Below are 16,966 nucleotides of genomic sequence, written 5' to 3'. Positions count from 1 at the left end.
ACCGTCCACCATCAGCGAGTCAATCTAACGCGCTCCACGGGGAGTTCACCGCATACGGCGCCGGGCCTGCGGTGATGCGTCCCGCTCCGTCGCGTTCCCCGCTATGTCCACAGCGGACAAGGAGCGGCGCGCAAGGCGCCCACATGGAGCATGCCCACCCCCCACCACCGCCTCTAGCCTGCGAGAAAAGAAGGCAAGCGTCCGAAAAACACCCCGCCCGGAACCCCGTCCACCGGAACACCGGTGCACCCCGTCGTCCGGTTCGGTTCGCACGATCATCAGGGAGCCCCCATGAGCGCACTTCCGCAGGAGCGTCGCGTCGTCACCGCCATCCCCGGCCCGAAGTCGCAGGAACTGCAGGCCCGCCGTACCGCCGTGGTCGCTCAGGGCGTGGGCTCCACGCTGCCGGTCTTCACGAAGCGTGCGGGCGGCGGGATCATCGAGGACGTCGACGGCAACCGCCTGATCGACTTCGGCTCCGGCATCGCCGTGACCTCGGTCGGCGCCTCCGCCGAGGCCGTCGTCCGCCGCGCCTCCGCCCAGCTCGCGGACTTCACCCACACCTGTTTCATGGTCACGCCGTACGAGGGCTACGTGGCCGTCGCCGAGGCGCTGGCCGAGCTCACGCCGGGTGACCACGCCAAGAAGTCCGCGCTGTTCAACTCGGGCGCCGAGGCCGTCGAGAACGCCGTGAAGATCGCCCGCGCGTACACCAAGCGCCAGGCGGTCGTGGTCTTCGACCACGGCTACCACGGCCGGACGAACCTGACGATGGCGCTCACCGCCAAGAACATGCCGTACAAGCAGGGCTTCGGCCCGTTCGCGCCCGAGGTCTACCGCATGCCGCTGGCGTACGCCTACCGCTGGCCGACCGGTCCGGAGAACTGCGGTCCCGAGGCCGCCGCCCAGGCCATCGACCAGATCACCAAGCAGGTCGGCGCCGACAACGTGGCCGCGATCATCATCGAGCCGGTGCTCGGCGAGGGCGGCTTCATCGAGCCGGCGAAGGGCTTCCTGCCCGCGCTGCGCCAGTTCGCCACCGACAACGGCATCGTCTTCGTCGCCGACGAGATCCAGTCCGGCTTCTGCCGCACCGGCCAGTGGTTCGCGTGCGAGGACGAGGGCATCGTCCCGGACCTGATCACCACCGCCAAGGGCATCGCCGGCGGTCTGCCGCTGGCCGCCGTGACCGGCCGCGCCGAGATCATGGACGCCGCGCACGCCGGCGGCCTGGGCGGCACCTACGGCGGCAACCCGGTCGCCTGCGCGGGTGCGCTCGGTGCGATCGAGACGATGAAGGAGTTCGATCTCAACGCCAAGGCGAAGGAGATCGAAGAGACCATGAAGGCCCGCCTGACGGCGATGGCCGAGAAGTTCGACGTGATCGGCGACATCCGCGGCCGTGGCGCGATGATCGCGGTCGAGCTGGTCAAGGACCGCGCCACCAAGGAGCCGAACCCGGAGGCGACCGCCGCGCTGGCCAAGGCCTGCCACCAGGAGGGCCTGCTGGTCCTGACCTGTGGCACCTACGGCAACGTGCTCCGCTTCCTGCCCCCGCTGGTGATCGGCCAGGACCTGCTGAACGAGGGCCTCGACATCATCGAGCAGGCGTTCGCCCGCATCTGAGCAGCCGGCCTGAGCAGGCCGGACGCCTCCGCCGGGCGGGGTGAGACCGCGTCCCGGACACCGGCCGAGCACCTCATGCGCCTCTCCGCCCCGGCCCCGTTCCTCCGTCAGGATTCCGGGGCCGGGGCGGCGGCGGTCAGAGCGTGTGAAGAAGGTGTGGGAGGTGGATGGCAAGACGCGATTCCGGCTGTCGCAGCGGTTTTTCCTGCCGTAGGTTTCTCGGCAGATGAGAGATACACCCGTCCACAGGGGACTGTGGACGGCACCGGGCCGGGCCTCCCCAGCTTCGACCTGGTCGTGCCCTCGCGCACACACCCGGAGCCTCCAGTTCCGGATCTCCTCACCGATCGGACGGCCGCACGCCCCACACCCCCCGGGGCGGGCGGCACCCCCGATCCGGACGGCCGCCTCGGAACTCCCCCCCTGTTCCGGGGCGGCCGACCTGCTTTCCGCGCGGAGAACCCCAGGTGCGTCCACCGCAAGCCGTCCCTGCGAAGCTGTCCCGGTGCCGCTCTCCCCAGCGCAGGACCCCAGCTCCACGCCTCCCCCGCCCCATGACCGGCCGTCCCTTCCGGGGTGGCCGGCCGTCGTCCTGGCCGCCGCGGGGCTGCTCTTTCTCCTGATCACCTGGCAGGTCGTCGCCCATGGGCCGCTCGCGCGGGCGGACCAGCGGATCGACCGGGACGTGGTCCGTCCGGACCGGGTCTCGGGGCTGCTCGCGGACCTGGGGAACATCACGGTCGCCGTCCCCGTCCTGGTCATCGCCCTCTGCTGGGCGGCCTGGCGTGCCCGGCGGGCGGGGGCGCCCCGCTGGTGGCTGCCGCCCGTCTCGGCGGCCGGGCTCACGGCGGTCCTGCCCGCGTTGATCGTGCCGCTGAAGGACCTGATCGCCCGGCCGGGCCCACCCGTCATGGGCCCGGCGACGGGCTTCTATCCCTCGGGGCACACCGCCACGGCGGCGATCGCCTACGGCGCGGCGGCGCTGGTGCTGTGGCCGTGGCTGACCGCCGCGTACGCCCGTCGCGGACTTCTCGCCCTCTGCGCGGCCCTCAATCTGGCCGTCGCTTTCGGTCTGGTCCGCCATGGCTACCACTGGCCCCTCGACGTGCTGGGCAGTTGGTGTCTGAGCGCGGTGCTGCTGTGCGCACTACGGCTCGTCCTCGGCCCTCTGCTCGGCCGAGGCAGCCGTCCTCGGTCCGGGGCGGCATAGACCGACCCCGGAGATCCACCGGTCGTCCAGACCTCCGGCGGGGGGTACGCCCGCCGGAGGCGGGTCAGCTGTCGAAGCCCAGCCCCAGACGGTCCATCGTCTTCAGCCAGAGGTTGCGCCGTCCGCCGTGCGCGTCGGCCCGGGCCAGCGACCACTTGGTGAGCGCGATGCCCGTCCAGGCCAAGGGCTCGGGCGGGAAGGGCAGCGGCTTCTTGCGGACCATCGCCAGCTCGGTCCGTTCCGTGCGCTCCCCCGCCAGCAGGTCCAGCATCACGTCCGCGCCGAAGCGGGTGGCCCCGACGCCGAGCCCGGTGAACCCGGCCGCGTACGCCACCTTCCCCTGGTGGGCCGTCCCGAAGAACGCCGAGAAACGCGAGCAGGTGTCGATCGCGCCACCCCACGCGTGGGTGAAGCGGACGCCCTCCAGCTGCGGGAAGCAGGTGAAGAAGTGCCCCGCCAGCTTGGCGTACGTCTCCGGGCGGTCGTCGTACTCGGCGCGCACCCGCTTGCCGTACGGGTAGATGGCGTCGTAGCCGCCCCACAGAATGCGGTTGTCGGCCGAGAGCCGGAAGTAGTGGAACTGGTTGGCCGAGTCCCCGAGCCCCTGGCGGTTCTTCCAGCCGATCGACGCCAGCTGCACGTCGGTGAGCGGCTCGGTCATCAGCGCGTAGTCGTAGACCGGGATGGTGTACGAACGCACGCGCCGCACCAGACTCGGGAAGATGTTGGTGCCGAGCGCGACCCGGCGCGCACGGACCTGGCCGTACGGGGTGCGTACGCTCATGCCGGCACCGTACGCCCGCAGGGTGAGTGCGGGCGTGTGCTCGTAGATCCGGACACCCAGGCGCAGGCAGGCGCGCTTGAGGCCCCAGGCGAGCTTGGCCGGATGGACCATGGCCACGCCCCGGCGGTCGTACAGCCCGGCGAGGAAGGTCGGTGAGTCGACCTGCTCCCGTACCGCGTCCGCGTCCAGGAACTCGGTGCCCCCGGCGAGACCCTTGCGCTGCATCTCGTCGTACCAGTCCCGCAGTTCCCACGCCTGGTACGTCTCGGTCGCCACGTCGATCTCGCCGGTGCGCTCGAAGTCGCAGTCGAGATCGTGGCGGGCGACGGCCTTCTCGATCTCGTCCAGGTTGCGGGCGCCGAGCTCCTCCAGCTTGTGGATGTCGTCCGGCCAGCGGGCCAGACCATTGGCGAGTCCATGCGTGAGGGAGGCGGCGCAGAAGCCGCCGTTGCGGCCCGAGGCGGCCCAGCCCGCCTCGCGGCCCTCCACCAGCACCACATCCCGCTGCGGGTCGCGCTCCTTGGCGATGAGCGCGGTCCACAGTCCGCTGTAGCCGCCGCCGACGACCAGCAGGTCGCAGGTCTCGGTGCCGGTGAGGGCGGGCTCGGGGTGGGGCTTGCCGGGGTCTTCCAGCCAGTACGGGACCGGCTGTGCTTCGGAAAGTGACTTGGTCCAACGGGTCATGGCGCTTGGGGCCATGATTTCAACTCCCTACCGGTGCATTACACGGGGCGGTTTACGCCTTCTGGCGATTTCGGCGGTTGCCGATGACCATGGAGACGAGGACGAACAGTACGGCGACGACGAACATCGTCGTACCGATGACATTGATCTGAACGGGCGTTCCGCGCTGCGCCGATCCCCAGACGAACATGGGGAAGGTGACGGTCGAACCCGCGTTGAAATTGGTGATGATGAAATCGTCGAAGGAGAGCGCGAAGGCGAGCAGCGCGCCCGCGGCGATTCCGGGGGCCGCGATGGGCAGGGTGACGCGCAGGAAGGTCTGCACGGGGCCGGCGTAGAGATCCTGGGCCGCCTGCTCCAGGCGCGGGTCCATCGACATCACGCGCGCCTTGACCGCGGTGACGACGAAGCTGAGACAGAACATGATGTGCGCGATCAGGATCGTCCAGAAGCCGAGCTGCGCACCCATGTTGAGGAAGAGGGTGAGCAGCGAGGCCGCCATGACGACCTCGGGCATCGCCATCGGCAGGAAGATCAGTGAGTTCACGGCGCCGCGGGCGCGGAAGCGGTAGCGCACCAGCGCGAAGGCGATCATCGTGCCGAGGACGGTGGCGCCGAGCGTCGCCCAGACCGCGATCTGGAGGCTGACCGACAGCGAGCCGCACATGTCGGCGACACCGCACGGGTTCTTCCATGCGTCCAGGGAGAACTGCTGCCACTCGTAGTTGAAACGCCCCTTCGGTTTGTTGAAGGAGAACACCGTGACGATGACGTTCGGCAGCAGGAGATATCCGAGCGTCAGCAGTCCGCCGAGAACGACGAGATTGCGCTTGAGCCAGTGTACGAAGGCCATTTAGACCAGATCCTCCGTCCCGGACCTGCGAATGTAGACCGTGACCATGATGAGGATCGCGGCCATGAGGATGAAGGAGAGCGCCGCGGCCGTCGGATAGTCGAGAATGCGCAGGAACTGCGTCTGGATGACGTTTCCGACCATGCGGGTGTCCGTGGAGCCGAGCAGATCGGCGTTGACGTAGTCACCGGCCGCCGGGATGAAGGTCAGCAGCGTGCCGGAGACCACACCCGGCATCGACAGCGGGAAGGTGACCTTCCGGAAGGTCGTGATGGGCTTGGCGTACAGATCGCCCGCCGCCTCGTGGAGGCGTCCGTCGATGCGCTCCAGCGAGGTGTAGAGCGGCAGGATCATGAACGGCAGGAAGTTGTACGTCAGACCGCACACCACCGCGAGCGGTGTGGCGAGGACGCGGTCGCCGGCGGTCCAGCCGAGCCAGTTGGTGACGTCCAGGACGTGCAGTGTGCCGAGGGCGCCGACGACCGGGCCGTTGTCCGCGAGGATCGTCTTCCAGGCCAGGGTGCGGATCAGGAAGCTGGTGAAGAACGGGGCGATCACCAGGACCATGATCAGGTTGCGCCAGCGGCCCGCGCGGAAGGCGATGAGGTACGCGAGCGGATAGCCGAGCAGTAGACACAGCACGGTCGCGGCGGCCGCGTAGAGGACCGAGCGGACGAACTGCGGCCAGTACTGACTCAGCGCGTCCCAGTAGGTCGCGAAGTGCCAGGTGACCTTGTAGCCCTGCTCAAGGGAGCCCGTCTGCACGGACGTTGAGGCCTGGTAGACCATCGGCAGCGCGAAGAAGACGACCAGCCAGAGGAGGCCGGGCAGCAGCAGCCAGTACGGCGTTAGACGGCCCCGTCTGCGCGGGGGCTCGGTCTCGGAAGCGGTGGGCGCGAGAGGTGGGGGCGCCTCGGTGACAGTGGCCATTAGGCGGCCTCCTCCTCGACGGTCTCCACGCCGGCGTCGATGTCCTGCGCCGCGTCCAGGCCGAAGGTGTGCGCCGGGTTCCAGTGCAGGACGACCTCGGCCCCGGGCACCAGGCGGGGGTCGCGGTCGATGTTCTGGGCGTAGACCTCGAACTCGGGGCAGACGGGGCTGTCGATCACGTACTGCGTCGAGACTCCGATGAAGCTGGAGTCGGCGATCTTGCCGGTGATGCGGTTGCGGCCGTCGGGTATCTCCCCCGCGTCGTCGGCATGGGTGAGGGAGATCTTCTCCGGGCGCACCCCGACCAGCACCTTGCCGCCGGTCCTCGTCGGCGCCGAACATCGGGCCTCGGGCAGCGCGAGCTTGCCGCCGCCCGCCTTGAGGACGATCTCGTCGCCGCTCTTGCCGTCCACCTCGGCCTCGATCAGGTTCGAGGTGCCGAGGAAGTTGGCGACGAACGTGGTCTGCGGGTTCTCGTAGAGGTCGGTGGGCGAGCCGAGCTGTTCGACGCGGCCGGCGTTCATCACGGCGACCGTGTCGGCCATGGTCATGGCCTCCTCCTGGTCGTGCGTGACATGGATGAAGGTGATGCCGACCTCGGTCTGGATGCGCTTGAGCTCCAACTGCATCTGGCGGCGCAGCTTCAGGTCCAGGGCGCCGAGGGGCTCGTCGAGGAGGAGCACCTTGGGGTGGTTGATGAGCGCCCGGGCCACGGCCACCCGCTGCTGCTGGCCACCGGAGAGCTGGTGCGGCTTCTTGCGCGCCTGCTCGCCGAGCTGCACCAGGTCGAGCATGTCCTCGACCTGCTTCTTCACCGACTTGACGCCGCGCCGGCGCAGACCGAAGGCGACGTTCTCGAAGATGTCGAGGTGCGGGAAGAGGGCGTAGGACTGGAAGACCGTGTTCACCGGCCGCTTGTACGGCGGCAGATGCGTCACTTCCTGGTCGCCGAGGCGCACGGTGCCCCCGGTGGGCTCCTCCAGGCCGGCGATCATGCGCAGGGTGGTGGTCTTGCCGCAGCCGGAGGCGCCGAGCAGGGCGAAGAAGGAGCCCTGCGGCACGGTCAGGTCCAGCGGGTGCACGGCTGTGAAGGAGCCGTAGGTCTTGCTGATCCCCGAGAGGCGGACGTCGCCGCTGTTGTCTGGTGTCGTCATGGTCGTCACGCCCCTGTGAGCTTCGAGAACTTCTGCTGGTAGGCCGTCTCTTCCTTCTGCGTCAGCGCGCGGAAGGCATGGGACTTCGCCTGCATGGCCTTGTCGGGGAGAATCAGCGGGTTGCTCGCCGCCGCCTTGTCGATCCTCGCAAGATAGGGTTGCACTCCCGCGACGGGGCTCACGTAGTTGACGTACGCGGCGAGCTCGGCGGCCGGCTCCGGCTCGTAGAAGAAGTCGATGAGCCGCTCGGCGTTCGTCTTGTGACGTGCCTTGTTGGGGATCAGCATGTTGTCGGTCGACGTCATGTAGCCGCTGTCGGGGATGATGTAGCCGACGTCGGGGTTGTCCGCCTGGAGTTGGACGATGTCGCCGCCCCACGCCACGCACGCGGCGAAGTCGCCCTTGGTGAGGTCCGAGGTGTAGTCGTTGCCGGTGAAGCGGCGGATCTGGCCCTTGTCGACGGCCTTCTGGAGGCGGTCGATCACCGCGTCGTAGTCGTCGTCGGTGAACTTGGCCGGGTCCTTGCCCATGTCGAGCATGGTCATGCCGATGCTGTCGCGCATCTCGGTGAGGAAGCCGACACGGCCCTTGAGCTTGGGGTTGTCGAGCAGGTCGGAGATCGACTTCACCTCGACGCCGTCGAGCGCCTTCTTGTTGTAGGCGATGACGGTCGAGATGCCCTGCCAGGGATAGGAGTACGCGCGTCCCGGATCCCAGTCAGGGGCGCGGAACTGGTCCGACAGGTTGGCGAAGGCATGCGGCAGATTGGACGCGTCCAGTTTCTGGACGTACCCGAGCCGGATCATCCGGGCGGCCAGCCAGTCGGTGAGGACGATCAGGTCGCGGCCGGTGTCCTGACCCGCGGCGAGCTCCGGCTGGATCTTGCCGAAGAACTCGTCGTTGTCGTTGATGTCCTCGGTGTACTTGACCTGGATGCCGCTCTGGCGGGCGAACGAGTCGAGCGTGGGGTGCCGCTTGGTCTTGTCGTCCACGTCGATGTACTCGGGCCAGTTGGAGAAGTTGACGGCCTTCTCCTTGGCCGAGTGGTCCTCGGCGGACATGCCGCCCGGGTTCTTGTCGGCCGCGGGTATCCCGCAGGCGCTCAGCGCCCCGAGTCCGCCGACCGCGAGCGCGCCGCCGGCGGTGGCGCGCAGCAGCGAACGGCGGGTGAGGGAGGCCCTGCCGTTGCGGAAGCTGCGCCGCGTGGCGGCCACTTGGGCCAAGGACAGGCGGTCGGGCTCGTACTGCTCCATGCGCGTGGTGCCCTTTCGGGAAAATGGGCCGTGATGGGCGGCCGGGTACGGTCTATCGGTCCCCGAAGATCGTGCGGTGCCAGTCCTTGCGGGCCACCGCCGTGTTGTCGAACATTACGTGCTTGATCTGCGTGTATTCCTCGAACGAATACGTGGACATGTCCTTGCCGAAGCCGGACGCGCGGTATCCGCCGTGAGGCATCTCGCTGATGATCGGGATGTGGTCGTTGACCCAGACGCAGCCCGCCTTGATCTCGCGGGTGGCGCGGTTCGCCCGGTAGACGTCCCGGCTCCAGGCGGAGGCGGCGAGGCCGTAGGGGGTGTCGTTGGCGAGCCGGATGCCGTCGTCGTCGGAGTCGAATGGCAGGACCACCAGGACCGGACCGAAGATCTCGGACTGGACGACCTCGCTGTCCTGCGCGGCGTCGGCGATCAGCGTGGGCCGGAAGTAGGCGCCCTTGGCGAGGTCGCCCCCCGGTGCCTCGCCGCCGGTGACCACGCGCGCGTAGGAGCGCGCCCGGTCCACGAAGGCGGCCACCCGGTCACGCTGGACGTGGGAGATCAGCGGGCCGAGGTCGGTGCCCGGTGCGAAGGGGTCGCCGAGCCGGACGCTCTCCATGAGGGCAGCCGTCCGGGAGACGAACTCCTCGTAGAGGGGCCGTTGCACATACGCGCGCGTGGCGGCCGTGCAGTCCTGCCCGGTGTTGATGAGCGCGCCCGCTACGGCGCCGTGCGCGGCGGCCTCCAGGTCGGCGTCGTCGAAGACGACGAAGGGGGCCTTGCCGCCCAGTTCCAGATGCAGCCGCTTGACGGTGGCGGTGGCGATCTCGGCCACCCGCTTGCCGACGGCGGTGGAGCCGGTGAACGAGGTCATGGCGACGTCCGGGTGGCCGACGAGACGCTCGCCGGCCTCCTTCCCGGTCCCGGTGACGATGTTGATCACACCGTCCGGGATGCCCGCCTCGGTGGCGGCCCGGGCGAACAACAGCGATGTGAGCGGGGTCAGCTCGGCGGGCTTCAGCACGATGGTGTTGCCCGCGGCGATCGCCGGAAGGATCTTCCAGGCGGCCATCTGGAGGGGGTAGTTCCAGGGCGCGACGGAGCCGACGACGCCGATGGCCTCGCGGCGGACGTAGGAGGTGTGGTCGCCGGAGTACTCACCGGCCGACTGCCCCTGAAGATGCCGGGCGGCACCGGCGAAGAAGGCCGTGTTGTCGATCGTGCCCGGCACGTCGAACTCCCGGGTCAGCTTCAGGGGCTTGCCGCACTGGAGGGACTCGAAGCGGGCGAGGTCATCCGCCTGGTCGGCGAGGACGGCGGCGAAGCGGTGCAGCGCGTCGGAGCGCTCGCCCGGGGTCGCGCCGGCCCACTCGGGGAAGGCGGCGCGGGCGGCGGCCACGGCGCGGTCGACGTCCTCGGCGCCGGCCAGTTCGTAGGCGTACACCTCGTCGCCCGTGGACGGGTCGACCACCGCGTGCGTACGGCCCGACGTGCCCCTGGCCGGCCGGCCCGCGATGTACTGTGCGCCGTCCGCGAAACGTGTCCCTATGTCGTCCCGCGCCCTTCGGCGGGCGTCGGCGCCGTCGGCGTTGCCCGGGTTGTGCATAGCGCTCTCCTCCGCCGCCGGCCCGCGTTCACGCGGGGGCTGGCGTAGCTCCGGCTCGATTTGAGTGCCGATCCTGACAGAGCAGATGGACTCCAACAAGTGATTCCGTTGTTGCCTTTTGGTTACGCGACGGAATCTGTCGACCAGGTGTCGAGTGCCGACGAAAAAGGAGGGACGGAGTGTCAGTGGTGCCTGCCAGACTCCGATGGCATGGAGAAGATCGATTCTCGGGAATCCCTGGTCAGGGCCGTCCACGCGGGGGCGAGGGTCAGGTATCTGCATTTCTGGGGCCACCGGGCGCGCGCGGACGGACGGATCGGGACGAGCTGTCTGAGTCAGTGGTGGCCGTCGCCGTTCACCGTGGACGGTGTGGAGTACGCGACGGCTGAGCACTGGATGATGGCGTCGAAGGCGCGCCTCTTCGGCGACGCGGACGCGCAGCGCAGGGCCCTCGACGCGCCGAACCCGGCGCTCGCCAAGCGGGCGGGCCGGCTGGTGCGCGGCTTCGACGAGACGATATGGGCACGGGAGCGGTTCGCGATCGTGGTCGAGGGCAGCGTCCACAAGTTCGCGGCGCACGAGGATCTGCGGGCGTTTCTGCTGGGCACGGGCGACCGGGTGCTGGTCGAGGCGAGCCCCGTGGACCGGGTGTGGGGCATCGGGCTCGCCGCGGGCGACGAGGCCGCGGCGGATCCGGAGCGCTGGCGGGGTGCGAATCTGCTGGGGTTCGCGCTGATGGAGGCGCGGGAGCGGCTGCGGGCACGGACGGCATGAGGAAGGGGCCGCCCCGCCGGGACGGCCCCTTCCTCGCCTCAGGCGGCCCCGTTCAGAACGTGTTGGCCGATCCCACGAAGGTCGCGAAGGCCAGGACGCCCAGCAGCGGCAGCACCACGGTCGCCACGATTCCGCAGACCAGCCCGGCGGTCGCCGCGCCCTGGTTGGTGGCCTCACCGCGCTTGACCTTCCCCCGGCCGACCGCGCCGAAGATGATCGCCAGGATGCCGAGGACGACCCCGAAGAACCACAGGATGAAGGTCAGGCTGCAGACCAGGCCGATGATGCCCAGGACCAGCCCCGTGGTGCCCGTGCCGTTGCTCGGCTGGGCGGGCACGGCGTAGCCGGGCGCCACGGGTGGCGCGGCCGGGTAGGACGGCCCGGGCTGCGGGTGTCCGTACCCCGGGCCGGACCGCGGGTACCCGTGGCCGGGCGTCGGCTGCGGCGGTGGTTGTTGTGGCGGTCCGGATCCGCCGCCCCCCGGACTGGCGTTCGACATGACTTTCTCCCCTCCGTCGATGCTCGACGCATCGTGATCAGCCCTGGTAGCCGCGCTGCTCCCCGCGGCGGAGGGGAGCCGGGACCGGCCGGGTCAGCCGTGGAACAGCGCGGGTGCCGAGACGCTGAGGGCGTCCCCTACGTAGGGGTCGTCGGAGGACGGGGCATGGTTGATCGCCATCGTGATCCCGATGACCATCAGCACGATCACGGCCAGGCCGAGGACGATCCCGACGATGCCGAGGATGAAGCCCGCGAGGGCCTGACCTCGGTTGTCGGCCTCCCCGGCCTCCGCCCGCTTGCGGCCCTTGATCCCGAAGATCACCGCGAGAATGCCGAGGATCACGGAGACCACGCCGTACAGGCAGAACAGACACACCGCGAGGATGCCCAGCACCATGGCGGCGACCCCGAGCCCGTTGCGCGGGGGCGCGGGCATCCCGGGCCAGCCGTAGCCGGCGTAGCCCGGGGGCGCGGGGTAGCCGTAGCCGGCCGGGGTGGCGTACGCGGAGGCGCCGGGCTCCGCGGGCGCGATCGGCGGCGGTGGCACGGGGAAGCCCCCGTCGACCGGACCCGGGGCAGCGCCCGCCGGTCCGGGGCCGCCGCCCGTCACGCCGGAACCGAGCGGTGCGAACCCGGCCCCCGGCGGCACCGCCCCGCCCATCGTCCGGTGGTCGTGGAAGGAGGACAGGGTCCCGCCCATCGGGGGCTCACCGGGCAGCGGCGGCGCGGCGGGGGGCTTGTCCATCGACACCTTCCGCTCCGGCGGCGCCCACGGATCGTCCGCACCCCCTGCGGCGTCCTGTCCCCCACGTATGTCCTCGGCCACGACCAGCCCCCCTCATCCTTAGGACCGTCATGCTAAGGCCCGGCCCCCACCGCCGCTGCAGTCGCCCCCGCCCGGCCGCGACCGGACGGCCCCTGTCCGAAGGGCCGGACCATATGCCTAGGATCGTCCCCGAGTCATCGATCAGCCGATCACCCGCGTCCCGCCCTCACCAGGCGCCGGGGCGCCGTTCCGGGGAGGAACCTTGACCGACCACCGCGACACCGGTGCCGTGCGCGACCTGCACGCCTTCATCGCCGGACTGCCCAAGGCCGAACTGCACGTGCACCACGTCGGCTCCGCCTCCCCCCGTATCGTCGCGGAGCTGGCCGCGCGCCACCCCGACTCCAAGGTGCCCACCGACCCCGAGGCCCTGGCCGACTACTTCACCTTCACGGACTTCGCCCACTTCATCGAGGTGTACCTGTCCGTCGTCGACCTCATCCGGACCCCCGAGGACGTGCGTCTGCTGACGTACGAGATCGCCCGTGACATGGCCCGGCAGCAGGTCCGCTACGCCGAGCTGACCATCACCCCCTTCTCCTCCACGCGGCGCGGCATCGACGAGCGCGCGTTCATGGACGCGATCGAGGACGCCCGCAAGGCGGCGGAGGCCGAGTTCGGGACCGTGCTGCGCTGGTGCTTCGACATCCCGGGCGAGGCGGGCCTGGAGTCCGCGGAGGAGACGACCCGGCTGGCCACCGACGACCGGCTGCGCCCCGAGGGACTCATCTCGTTCGGGCTCGGCGGACCCGAGATCGGTGTCCCCCGGCCGCAGTTCAAGCCGTACTTCGACCAGGCCATCGCGGCCGGTCTGCGGTCCGTGCCGCACGCGGGTGAGACGACCGGACCGCAGACGGTCTGGGACGCCCTCGTCGAGCTGCGCGCCGAGCGCATCGGGCACGGCACCAGCTCCGCCCAGGACCCCAAGCTGCTCGCGCACCTCGCCGAGCACCGCATCGCGCTGGAGGTCTGCCCGACCTCCAACATCGCCACGCGCGCCGTCAGCACCCTCGACGAGCACCCCCTGCGGGAGTTCGTGCGGGCCGGTGTCCTCGTGACGATCAACTCGGACGACCCGCCGATGTTCGGCACGGACCTCAACAACGAGTACGCGGTCGCCGCACGGCTGCTGGACCTCGACGAGCGGGGACTCGCCGGTCTCGCCAAGAACGCGGTGGAGGCGTCCTTCCTCGACGACACCGGCAAGAAGAAGCTGGCGGCCGAGATCGACACCTACACCACTGCCTGGCTCGCACCCTGACCCCACCGCCACAATGAGCCTCATGCGCACCGTGACTGCCGTGGCCCATCGCGGCGACCCCTACCACCACCGCGAGAACACGATCGGCTCGCTGCGTTCCGCGCTCCGACGGGGCGCGGACGCGGTCGAGATCGACGTCCGGCTCACCCGGGACGGCGTTCCCGTCCTGCTGCACGACGCGAGCCTGAAGCGGCTGTGGGAGCGGGACCGGCCGCTCGCCGCGCTCTCCTGCGCCGAGGTGCAGGGGCTCACGGCGGGCGGGGTGCCGACGCTGGCGGACGCGCTGGCCGCGACCGACGGAAGCCGGGTGATGATCGACCTGCCCGGCGGCCCCTCGGCCCGGGCCGTGCGCCGGATCGTGAACGTGGTCCGGGAGTGCGGCGCCCAGGACCGGGTGTACTACTGCGCGGGGGCGCAGACCATGCTGGCGGTCCGGGCCGCCGACGCCGCGGCGGAGATCGCCCTGACCTGGACGACCCTCGCCCCGCCGCGGCCCGCCGTGCTGGACGCGGTGCGCCCGCGCTGGCTGAACTACCGCTTCCCCCTGGTGAGCGCGGAGCTGGCGGCCCGGGTGCACCGGGGCGGCCATCTGCTGTCCGTGTGGACCCCCGACACCCGCCGTTCGATACGGCGCCTTCTCGGCCTGGGCGTGGACTCGATCACGACCAACCGCCTCGACGCCCTGCACGCGGTGCGCGGGCACTGAGGTCCTTCGGGGCCTGGGCAGCCGACCGCGGGCCACGTCGTTCACTCGCCGACGGCCACGGCGCGAGGGGCCACCGGGGCCGGTGCCGTCAGCCCCTCCAGCCGCTTGATCTTCCTGCGCACCACGTAGAGCGGGAGCACGCCGAAGACCCCGAACGACATGTCGATCACGGACCACCAGGAGGGGATCCCACGGATCGGTCCGCAGATCAGGGCGAGCGGGATGATCCCCACGCAGGCGATGATCCCGAACTCGACGACCCAGATGTTGCGGACCGGATCGCGGTAGGGCCCGTAGAAGGCGACCGCGATCACGAGGTGGGCGAACGCCAGCCAGTCCGTGCCGTACAGCACGAAGGGGTAGCGGGCGTCGGTGGCGTCGATCCCCTGCCGTACCCGCTCGATCCAGTCCATGAGGCCGGGAAGATGCCGTGGCACCGACAGGGACCTGAGCAGGTCCTCGGCCCAGTGCAGTTCGTGCACCAGGGGGAAGGCCGTGGCCCCGCTGAGCACGAGGCAGACGACGAACAAGACCAGCCAGGCGCGAATGCCCTTCACGAGGGCGGCTCTGTCGCTCATGATGGAGCGTACTCATGAGTTGAACATGTTCAAAAGAGGGGTGGCGGTCAGCCACCCCCGGGCGGCCCGGAGAGGCCGGAGCCGGGCTACCGCCGGGTGCCGCGCCCGGGTCCGGGGACGAGGGTGGTCGCGCTCGCCGACGGCTCGGCCCGCACCGGGGTCGGTGTCGCCGACGGCCTGCGGGTGGGGACCGCCGCGCTGGTCGGGGTGACGGACGCGCCGGACCGGTGCGTCCTGGTGGGCTCGGGGCTCGCGGGTCCGGGCGGCCTCGTCACCGAGGGGGACGCCGACGGGGTGGGCGGCGGCGTACGCCCGCCGACGGGCGGCGGCGCGAGCGGGACCACGGGGGACGCCGGTGACTGAGGCGTCGTCAGCTGGACCCCGAGCCCGATGAGGACGGCGACGGCGCAGGTCACGCCGGCCCCGGCCGCCGCGCGCAGCACCCGGCGGCGGGCCGCGGCCCGGCGGATCGCCTCGTAGCGGCCGGGGGGCGGGCCGAGATGTTCGGAGGCGGGCCGGAGGATCACCGCGAGGGGGTCGTCGGGCCCGAACTCCGGGCCGTCGGGGCCGTCGTCAAAGCGTGTGGTCAAGGCTTCTCCTCAGATGGACGCGGAGCAGTTCTCGGGCCGCGTGGAGATCGGCCTTGACGGTTCCTTCCTTGCGCCCGGTCAGCACGGACACCTCCCGGATCGGCATGTCAGCGTAGTAGTGCAGCAGGATCGGGACACGCAGTCGTTCCGGCAGCGACTGCACCAGCAGACGGACCGACGGATCGGCCTGCTCGGCGTGGGGGCGCACGGCCACCTCCGAGGTGACCCGGCGTACGGCTCTGCGCTCGCGCTCCAGCTTGCGCCAGTGGTCCCGGACGAGGTTGGCCGCGGTGACGTAGAGGAAGCCGCGGGGCTCCTCCACTGACGTCCAGCGGGCCCAGAGCCGGGTGAAGGCCTCCGAGGCGATCTCGTGCGCCGTCTCGTCGTCGTCGACGAGACGGCGGCACCAGCCGGCGAGGCGCGGGTAGAGGGCGGCGAACAGCTCGGACGCCGCCCTCTCACGGGACCGTTTCAACGCTCTCCAGGGTCGTCAGGGCACTCACGGGAAAGGACCCCGGGCCGACGGCGTACGTTCCGCCGGTCCGGGATCCATGACCTCGGGTCAGGGGTGCGGGGTCTTCGGCTCGGTGGTCAGCGCGGCGAAGACGATCACGTTGTCGAGGTATCCGTCGCCGGTGCGGGGGCCGCCGCAGGTGATGAGCCGCAGCTCCGGGCGGTCCACGTTCCCGTAGACGTCGTCGACGGGAAAGTCGGCCTTGGCGACCGTGCGGACCGCGCTGACGGTGAACACCGCCGTCGTGCCGTTCTCCAGACGCGTCTCGATCCGGTCGCCCCGATGCAGCCCCGCGAGGTGACGGAAGACCCCGTCCCCGTAGGCGCCGACCGTGACATGGCCGAGGATGACCGACGGGCCGACCTGGCCCGGCGTCGGCGAGTGCTGGTACCAGCCCGCACGGTCGTGTGCCGTGACCGGTGGCACCTGCACCGTGCCGTCCGGCGCCAGCCCCAGCCGGACGACCGGGGTGTCTACCCCGATGGCCGGGATCCGCAACCGTACCGGCACCGAACGCGCCAGGTTCTGCGCCGCCTTGGCGGAGGCCGGCGAAGGGGGCGGTGCGCTGCCGGAGCCGGGGTCCGCGGTCCGGTGGGATGCGGGACCGCCGCAGCCCACGAGCAGGGCGGCCAGCATCCCGGTGGCGAGGGCGCGCCTGGAGAGGGGGCTCATGCCCCGGTCGCCCGCCGGCGACGTACGACGAAGACCGCCGCGCCACCCGCGACGAGCACCGCGGCGGCGCCCCCGCCGATGAGCCCGCCCTCGGCCCCGGAGTCAGAGGACGAGGCCGTCACTCCGGTGTTGGGCGCGCCCTTCGGCACGACGGAGACCTGGCCCCGGGACGACCCCCGGACGGGCGCGGCGCTCGGGACCGCGGAGGCCTCGGTCGGCACGGCACTCGGAGTCGCGGAGCCACGGGTCGGCGCGGGGGTGGGCGAGGCGCTGCGCGTCGGGGCGACGGTGGCGGTGGGACGGACCGTGGGGACCGGGCTGGGCTTCGCCCCGTGGGCGGAGGCGGGCACGGTGCCCGCCAGCACGGCGGTGCAGGCGAGTGCCATGCCGTAGAAGACGGTTCGGCGCATTGAATCGCTCTCTTTCGTCGGCCCGGCCGTTCCG

The 16,966-nt window shown here is 70.8% G+C and carries 18 protein-coding genes; 5 read left to right on the top strand and 13 right to left on the bottom strand.

Annotated features, from left to right (window positions below):
- Positions 1–291: 291 nt before the first annotated feature.
- On the top strand, positions 292–1,626 hold the full coding sequence (gabT, locus tag ACFY2Z_RS37745) for a 4-aminobutyrate--2-oxoglutarate transaminase (protein ID WP_390748516.1): 1,335 nt from the start codon (positions 292–294) through the stop codon (positions 1,624–1,626).
- A gap of 505 nt (positions 1,627–2,131) precedes the next feature.
- Positions 2,132–2,836, top strand: coding sequence for a phosphatase PAP2 family protein (locus ACFY2Z_RS37740; RefSeq protein ID WP_390748515.1), 705 nt, complete (start codon positions 2,132–2,134; stop codon positions 2,834–2,836).
- Between the two features lie 64 nt (positions 2,837–2,900).
- On the opposite strand, the gene ACFY2Z_RS37735 is transcribed toward ACFY2Z_RS37740, so the two are convergent.
- The 6 genes from ACFY2Z_RS37735 to ACFY2Z_RS37710 are packed head-to-tail and all read right to left on the bottom strand — an operon-like array spanning position 2,901 to position 10,100.
- Complete coding sequence (locus ACFY2Z_RS37735; RefSeq protein ID WP_390748514.1) at positions 2,901–4,319, bottom strand: NAD(P)/FAD-dependent oxidoreductase; 1,419 nt, start codon at positions 4,317–4,319, stop codon at positions 2,901–2,903.
- Positions 4,320–4,356: 37 nt separating this feature from the next.
- Positions 4,357–5,157, bottom strand: a complete 801-nt coding sequence (locus tag ACFY2Z_RS37730) for an ABC transporter permease (RefSeq protein ID WP_390748513.1) — start codon at positions 5,155–5,157, stop codon at positions 4,357–4,359.
- Complete coding sequence (locus ACFY2Z_RS37725) at positions 5,158–6,087, bottom strand: ABC transporter permease (RefSeq protein WP_390748512.1); 930 nt, start codon at positions 6,085–6,087, stop codon at positions 5,158–5,160. It lies immediately after the preceding gene.
- Positions 6,087–7,250 (bottom strand): ABC transporter ATP-binding protein, encoded by a 1,164-nt coding sequence (locus ACFY2Z_RS37720; RefSeq protein ID WP_390748511.1) that lies wholly within the window; start codon positions 7,248–7,250, stop codon positions 6,087–6,089. The genes ACFY2Z_RS37725 and ACFY2Z_RS37720 overlap by 1 nt, the downstream gene beginning before the upstream one ends.
- Positions 7,247–8,494 (bottom strand): PotD/PotF family extracellular solute-binding protein, encoded by a 1,248-nt coding sequence (locus ACFY2Z_RS37715; RefSeq protein WP_390748510.1) that lies wholly within the window; start codon positions 8,492–8,494, stop codon positions 7,247–7,249. The genes ACFY2Z_RS37720 and ACFY2Z_RS37715 overlap by 4 nt, the downstream gene beginning before the upstream one ends.
- A 52-nt stretch (positions 8,495–8,546) precedes the next feature.
- Positions 8,547–10,100, bottom strand: coding sequence for a gamma-aminobutyraldehyde dehydrogenase (locus tag ACFY2Z_RS37710; RefSeq protein WP_390748509.1), 1,554 nt, complete (start codon positions 10,098–10,100; stop codon positions 8,547–8,549).
- A 210-nt stretch (positions 10,101–10,310) separates the two neighbouring features.
- On the opposite strand from ACFY2Z_RS37710, the gene ACFY2Z_RS37705 reads away from it, so the two are divergent.
- Positions 10,311–10,874: an NADAR family protein gene (locus ACFY2Z_RS37705; protein WP_390748508.1), complete on the top strand. Its 564-nt coding sequence runs from the start codon at positions 10,311–10,313 to the stop codon at positions 10,872–10,874.
- 52 nt (positions 10,875–10,926) lie between these two features.
- Here ACFY2Z_RS37705 and ACFY2Z_RS37700 read toward each other — a convergent pair whose 3' ends face one another.
- On the bottom strand, positions 10,927–11,373 hold the full coding sequence (locus tag ACFY2Z_RS37700; RefSeq protein ID WP_390748507.1) for a DUF4190 domain-containing protein: 447 nt from the start codon (positions 11,371–11,373) through the stop codon (positions 10,927–10,929).
- A 93-nt stretch (positions 11,374–11,466) separates the two neighbouring features.
- A complete protein-coding gene (locus tag ACFY2Z_RS37695) occupies positions 11,467–12,201 on the bottom strand; it encodes a DUF4190 domain-containing protein (RefSeq protein ID WP_390748506.1) in 735 nt (244 codons plus the stop codon).
- 148 nt (positions 12,202–12,349) lie between these two features.
- On the opposite strand from ACFY2Z_RS37695, the gene ACFY2Z_RS37690 reads away from it, so the two are divergent.
- Positions 12,350–13,462, top strand: a complete 1,113-nt coding sequence (locus tag ACFY2Z_RS37690) for an adenosine deaminase (RefSeq protein WP_390748529.1) — start codon at positions 12,350–12,352, stop codon at positions 13,460–13,462.
- A gap of 22 nt (positions 13,463–13,484) precedes the next feature.
- Positions 13,485–14,168: a glycerophosphodiester phosphodiesterase gene (locus ACFY2Z_RS37685; RefSeq protein WP_390748505.1), complete on the top strand. Its 684-nt coding sequence runs from the start codon at positions 13,485–13,487 to the stop codon at positions 14,166–14,168.
- Between the two features lie 41 nt (positions 14,169–14,209).
- On the opposite strand, the gene ACFY2Z_RS37680 is transcribed toward ACFY2Z_RS37685, so the two are convergent.
- The 5 genes from ACFY2Z_RS37680 to ACFY2Z_RS37660 form a co-directional block, all read right to left on the bottom strand.
- A complete protein-coding gene (locus ACFY2Z_RS37680; protein ID WP_390748504.1) occupies positions 14,210–14,746 on the bottom strand; it encodes a hypothetical protein in 537 nt (178 codons plus the stop codon).
- Positions 14,747–14,832: 86 nt separating this feature from the next.
- Positions 14,833–15,336 (bottom strand): hypothetical protein, encoded by a 504-nt coding sequence (locus tag ACFY2Z_RS37675; protein WP_390748503.1) that lies wholly within the window; start codon positions 15,334–15,336, stop codon positions 14,833–14,835.
- On the bottom strand, positions 15,320–15,811 hold the full coding sequence (locus ACFY2Z_RS37670; protein ID WP_390748502.1) for an RNA polymerase sigma factor: 492 nt from the start codon (positions 15,809–15,811) through the stop codon (positions 15,320–15,322). Before ACFY2Z_RS37670 ends, ACFY2Z_RS37675 begins: the two co-directional genes overlap by 17 nt.
- An 87-nt stretch (positions 15,812–15,898) precedes the next feature.
- The gene (locus ACFY2Z_RS37665) at positions 15,899–16,522 is read right to left on the bottom strand and encodes a class F sortase (RefSeq protein ID WP_390748501.1); all 624 of its coding nucleotides are present in this window, start codon (positions 16,520–16,522) and stop codon (positions 15,899–15,901) included.
- Positions 16,519–16,932 (bottom strand): sortase-dependent protein, encoded by a 414-nt coding sequence (locus tag ACFY2Z_RS37660; RefSeq protein ID WP_390748500.1) that lies wholly within the window; start codon positions 16,930–16,932, stop codon positions 16,519–16,521. The genes ACFY2Z_RS37665 and ACFY2Z_RS37660 overlap by 4 nt, the downstream gene beginning before the upstream one ends.
- Positions 16,933–16,966 lie beyond the last annotated feature (34 nt).

It is taken from the genome of Streptomyces sp. NPDC001222 (assembly GCF_042896945.1).
GTDB classification, from domain to species: domain Bacteria; phylum Actinomycetota; class Actinomycetes; order Streptomycetales; family Streptomycetaceae; genus Streptomyces; species Streptomyces gibsoniae.
This window is presented reverse-complemented; position numbering and strand designations above follow the sequence as displayed.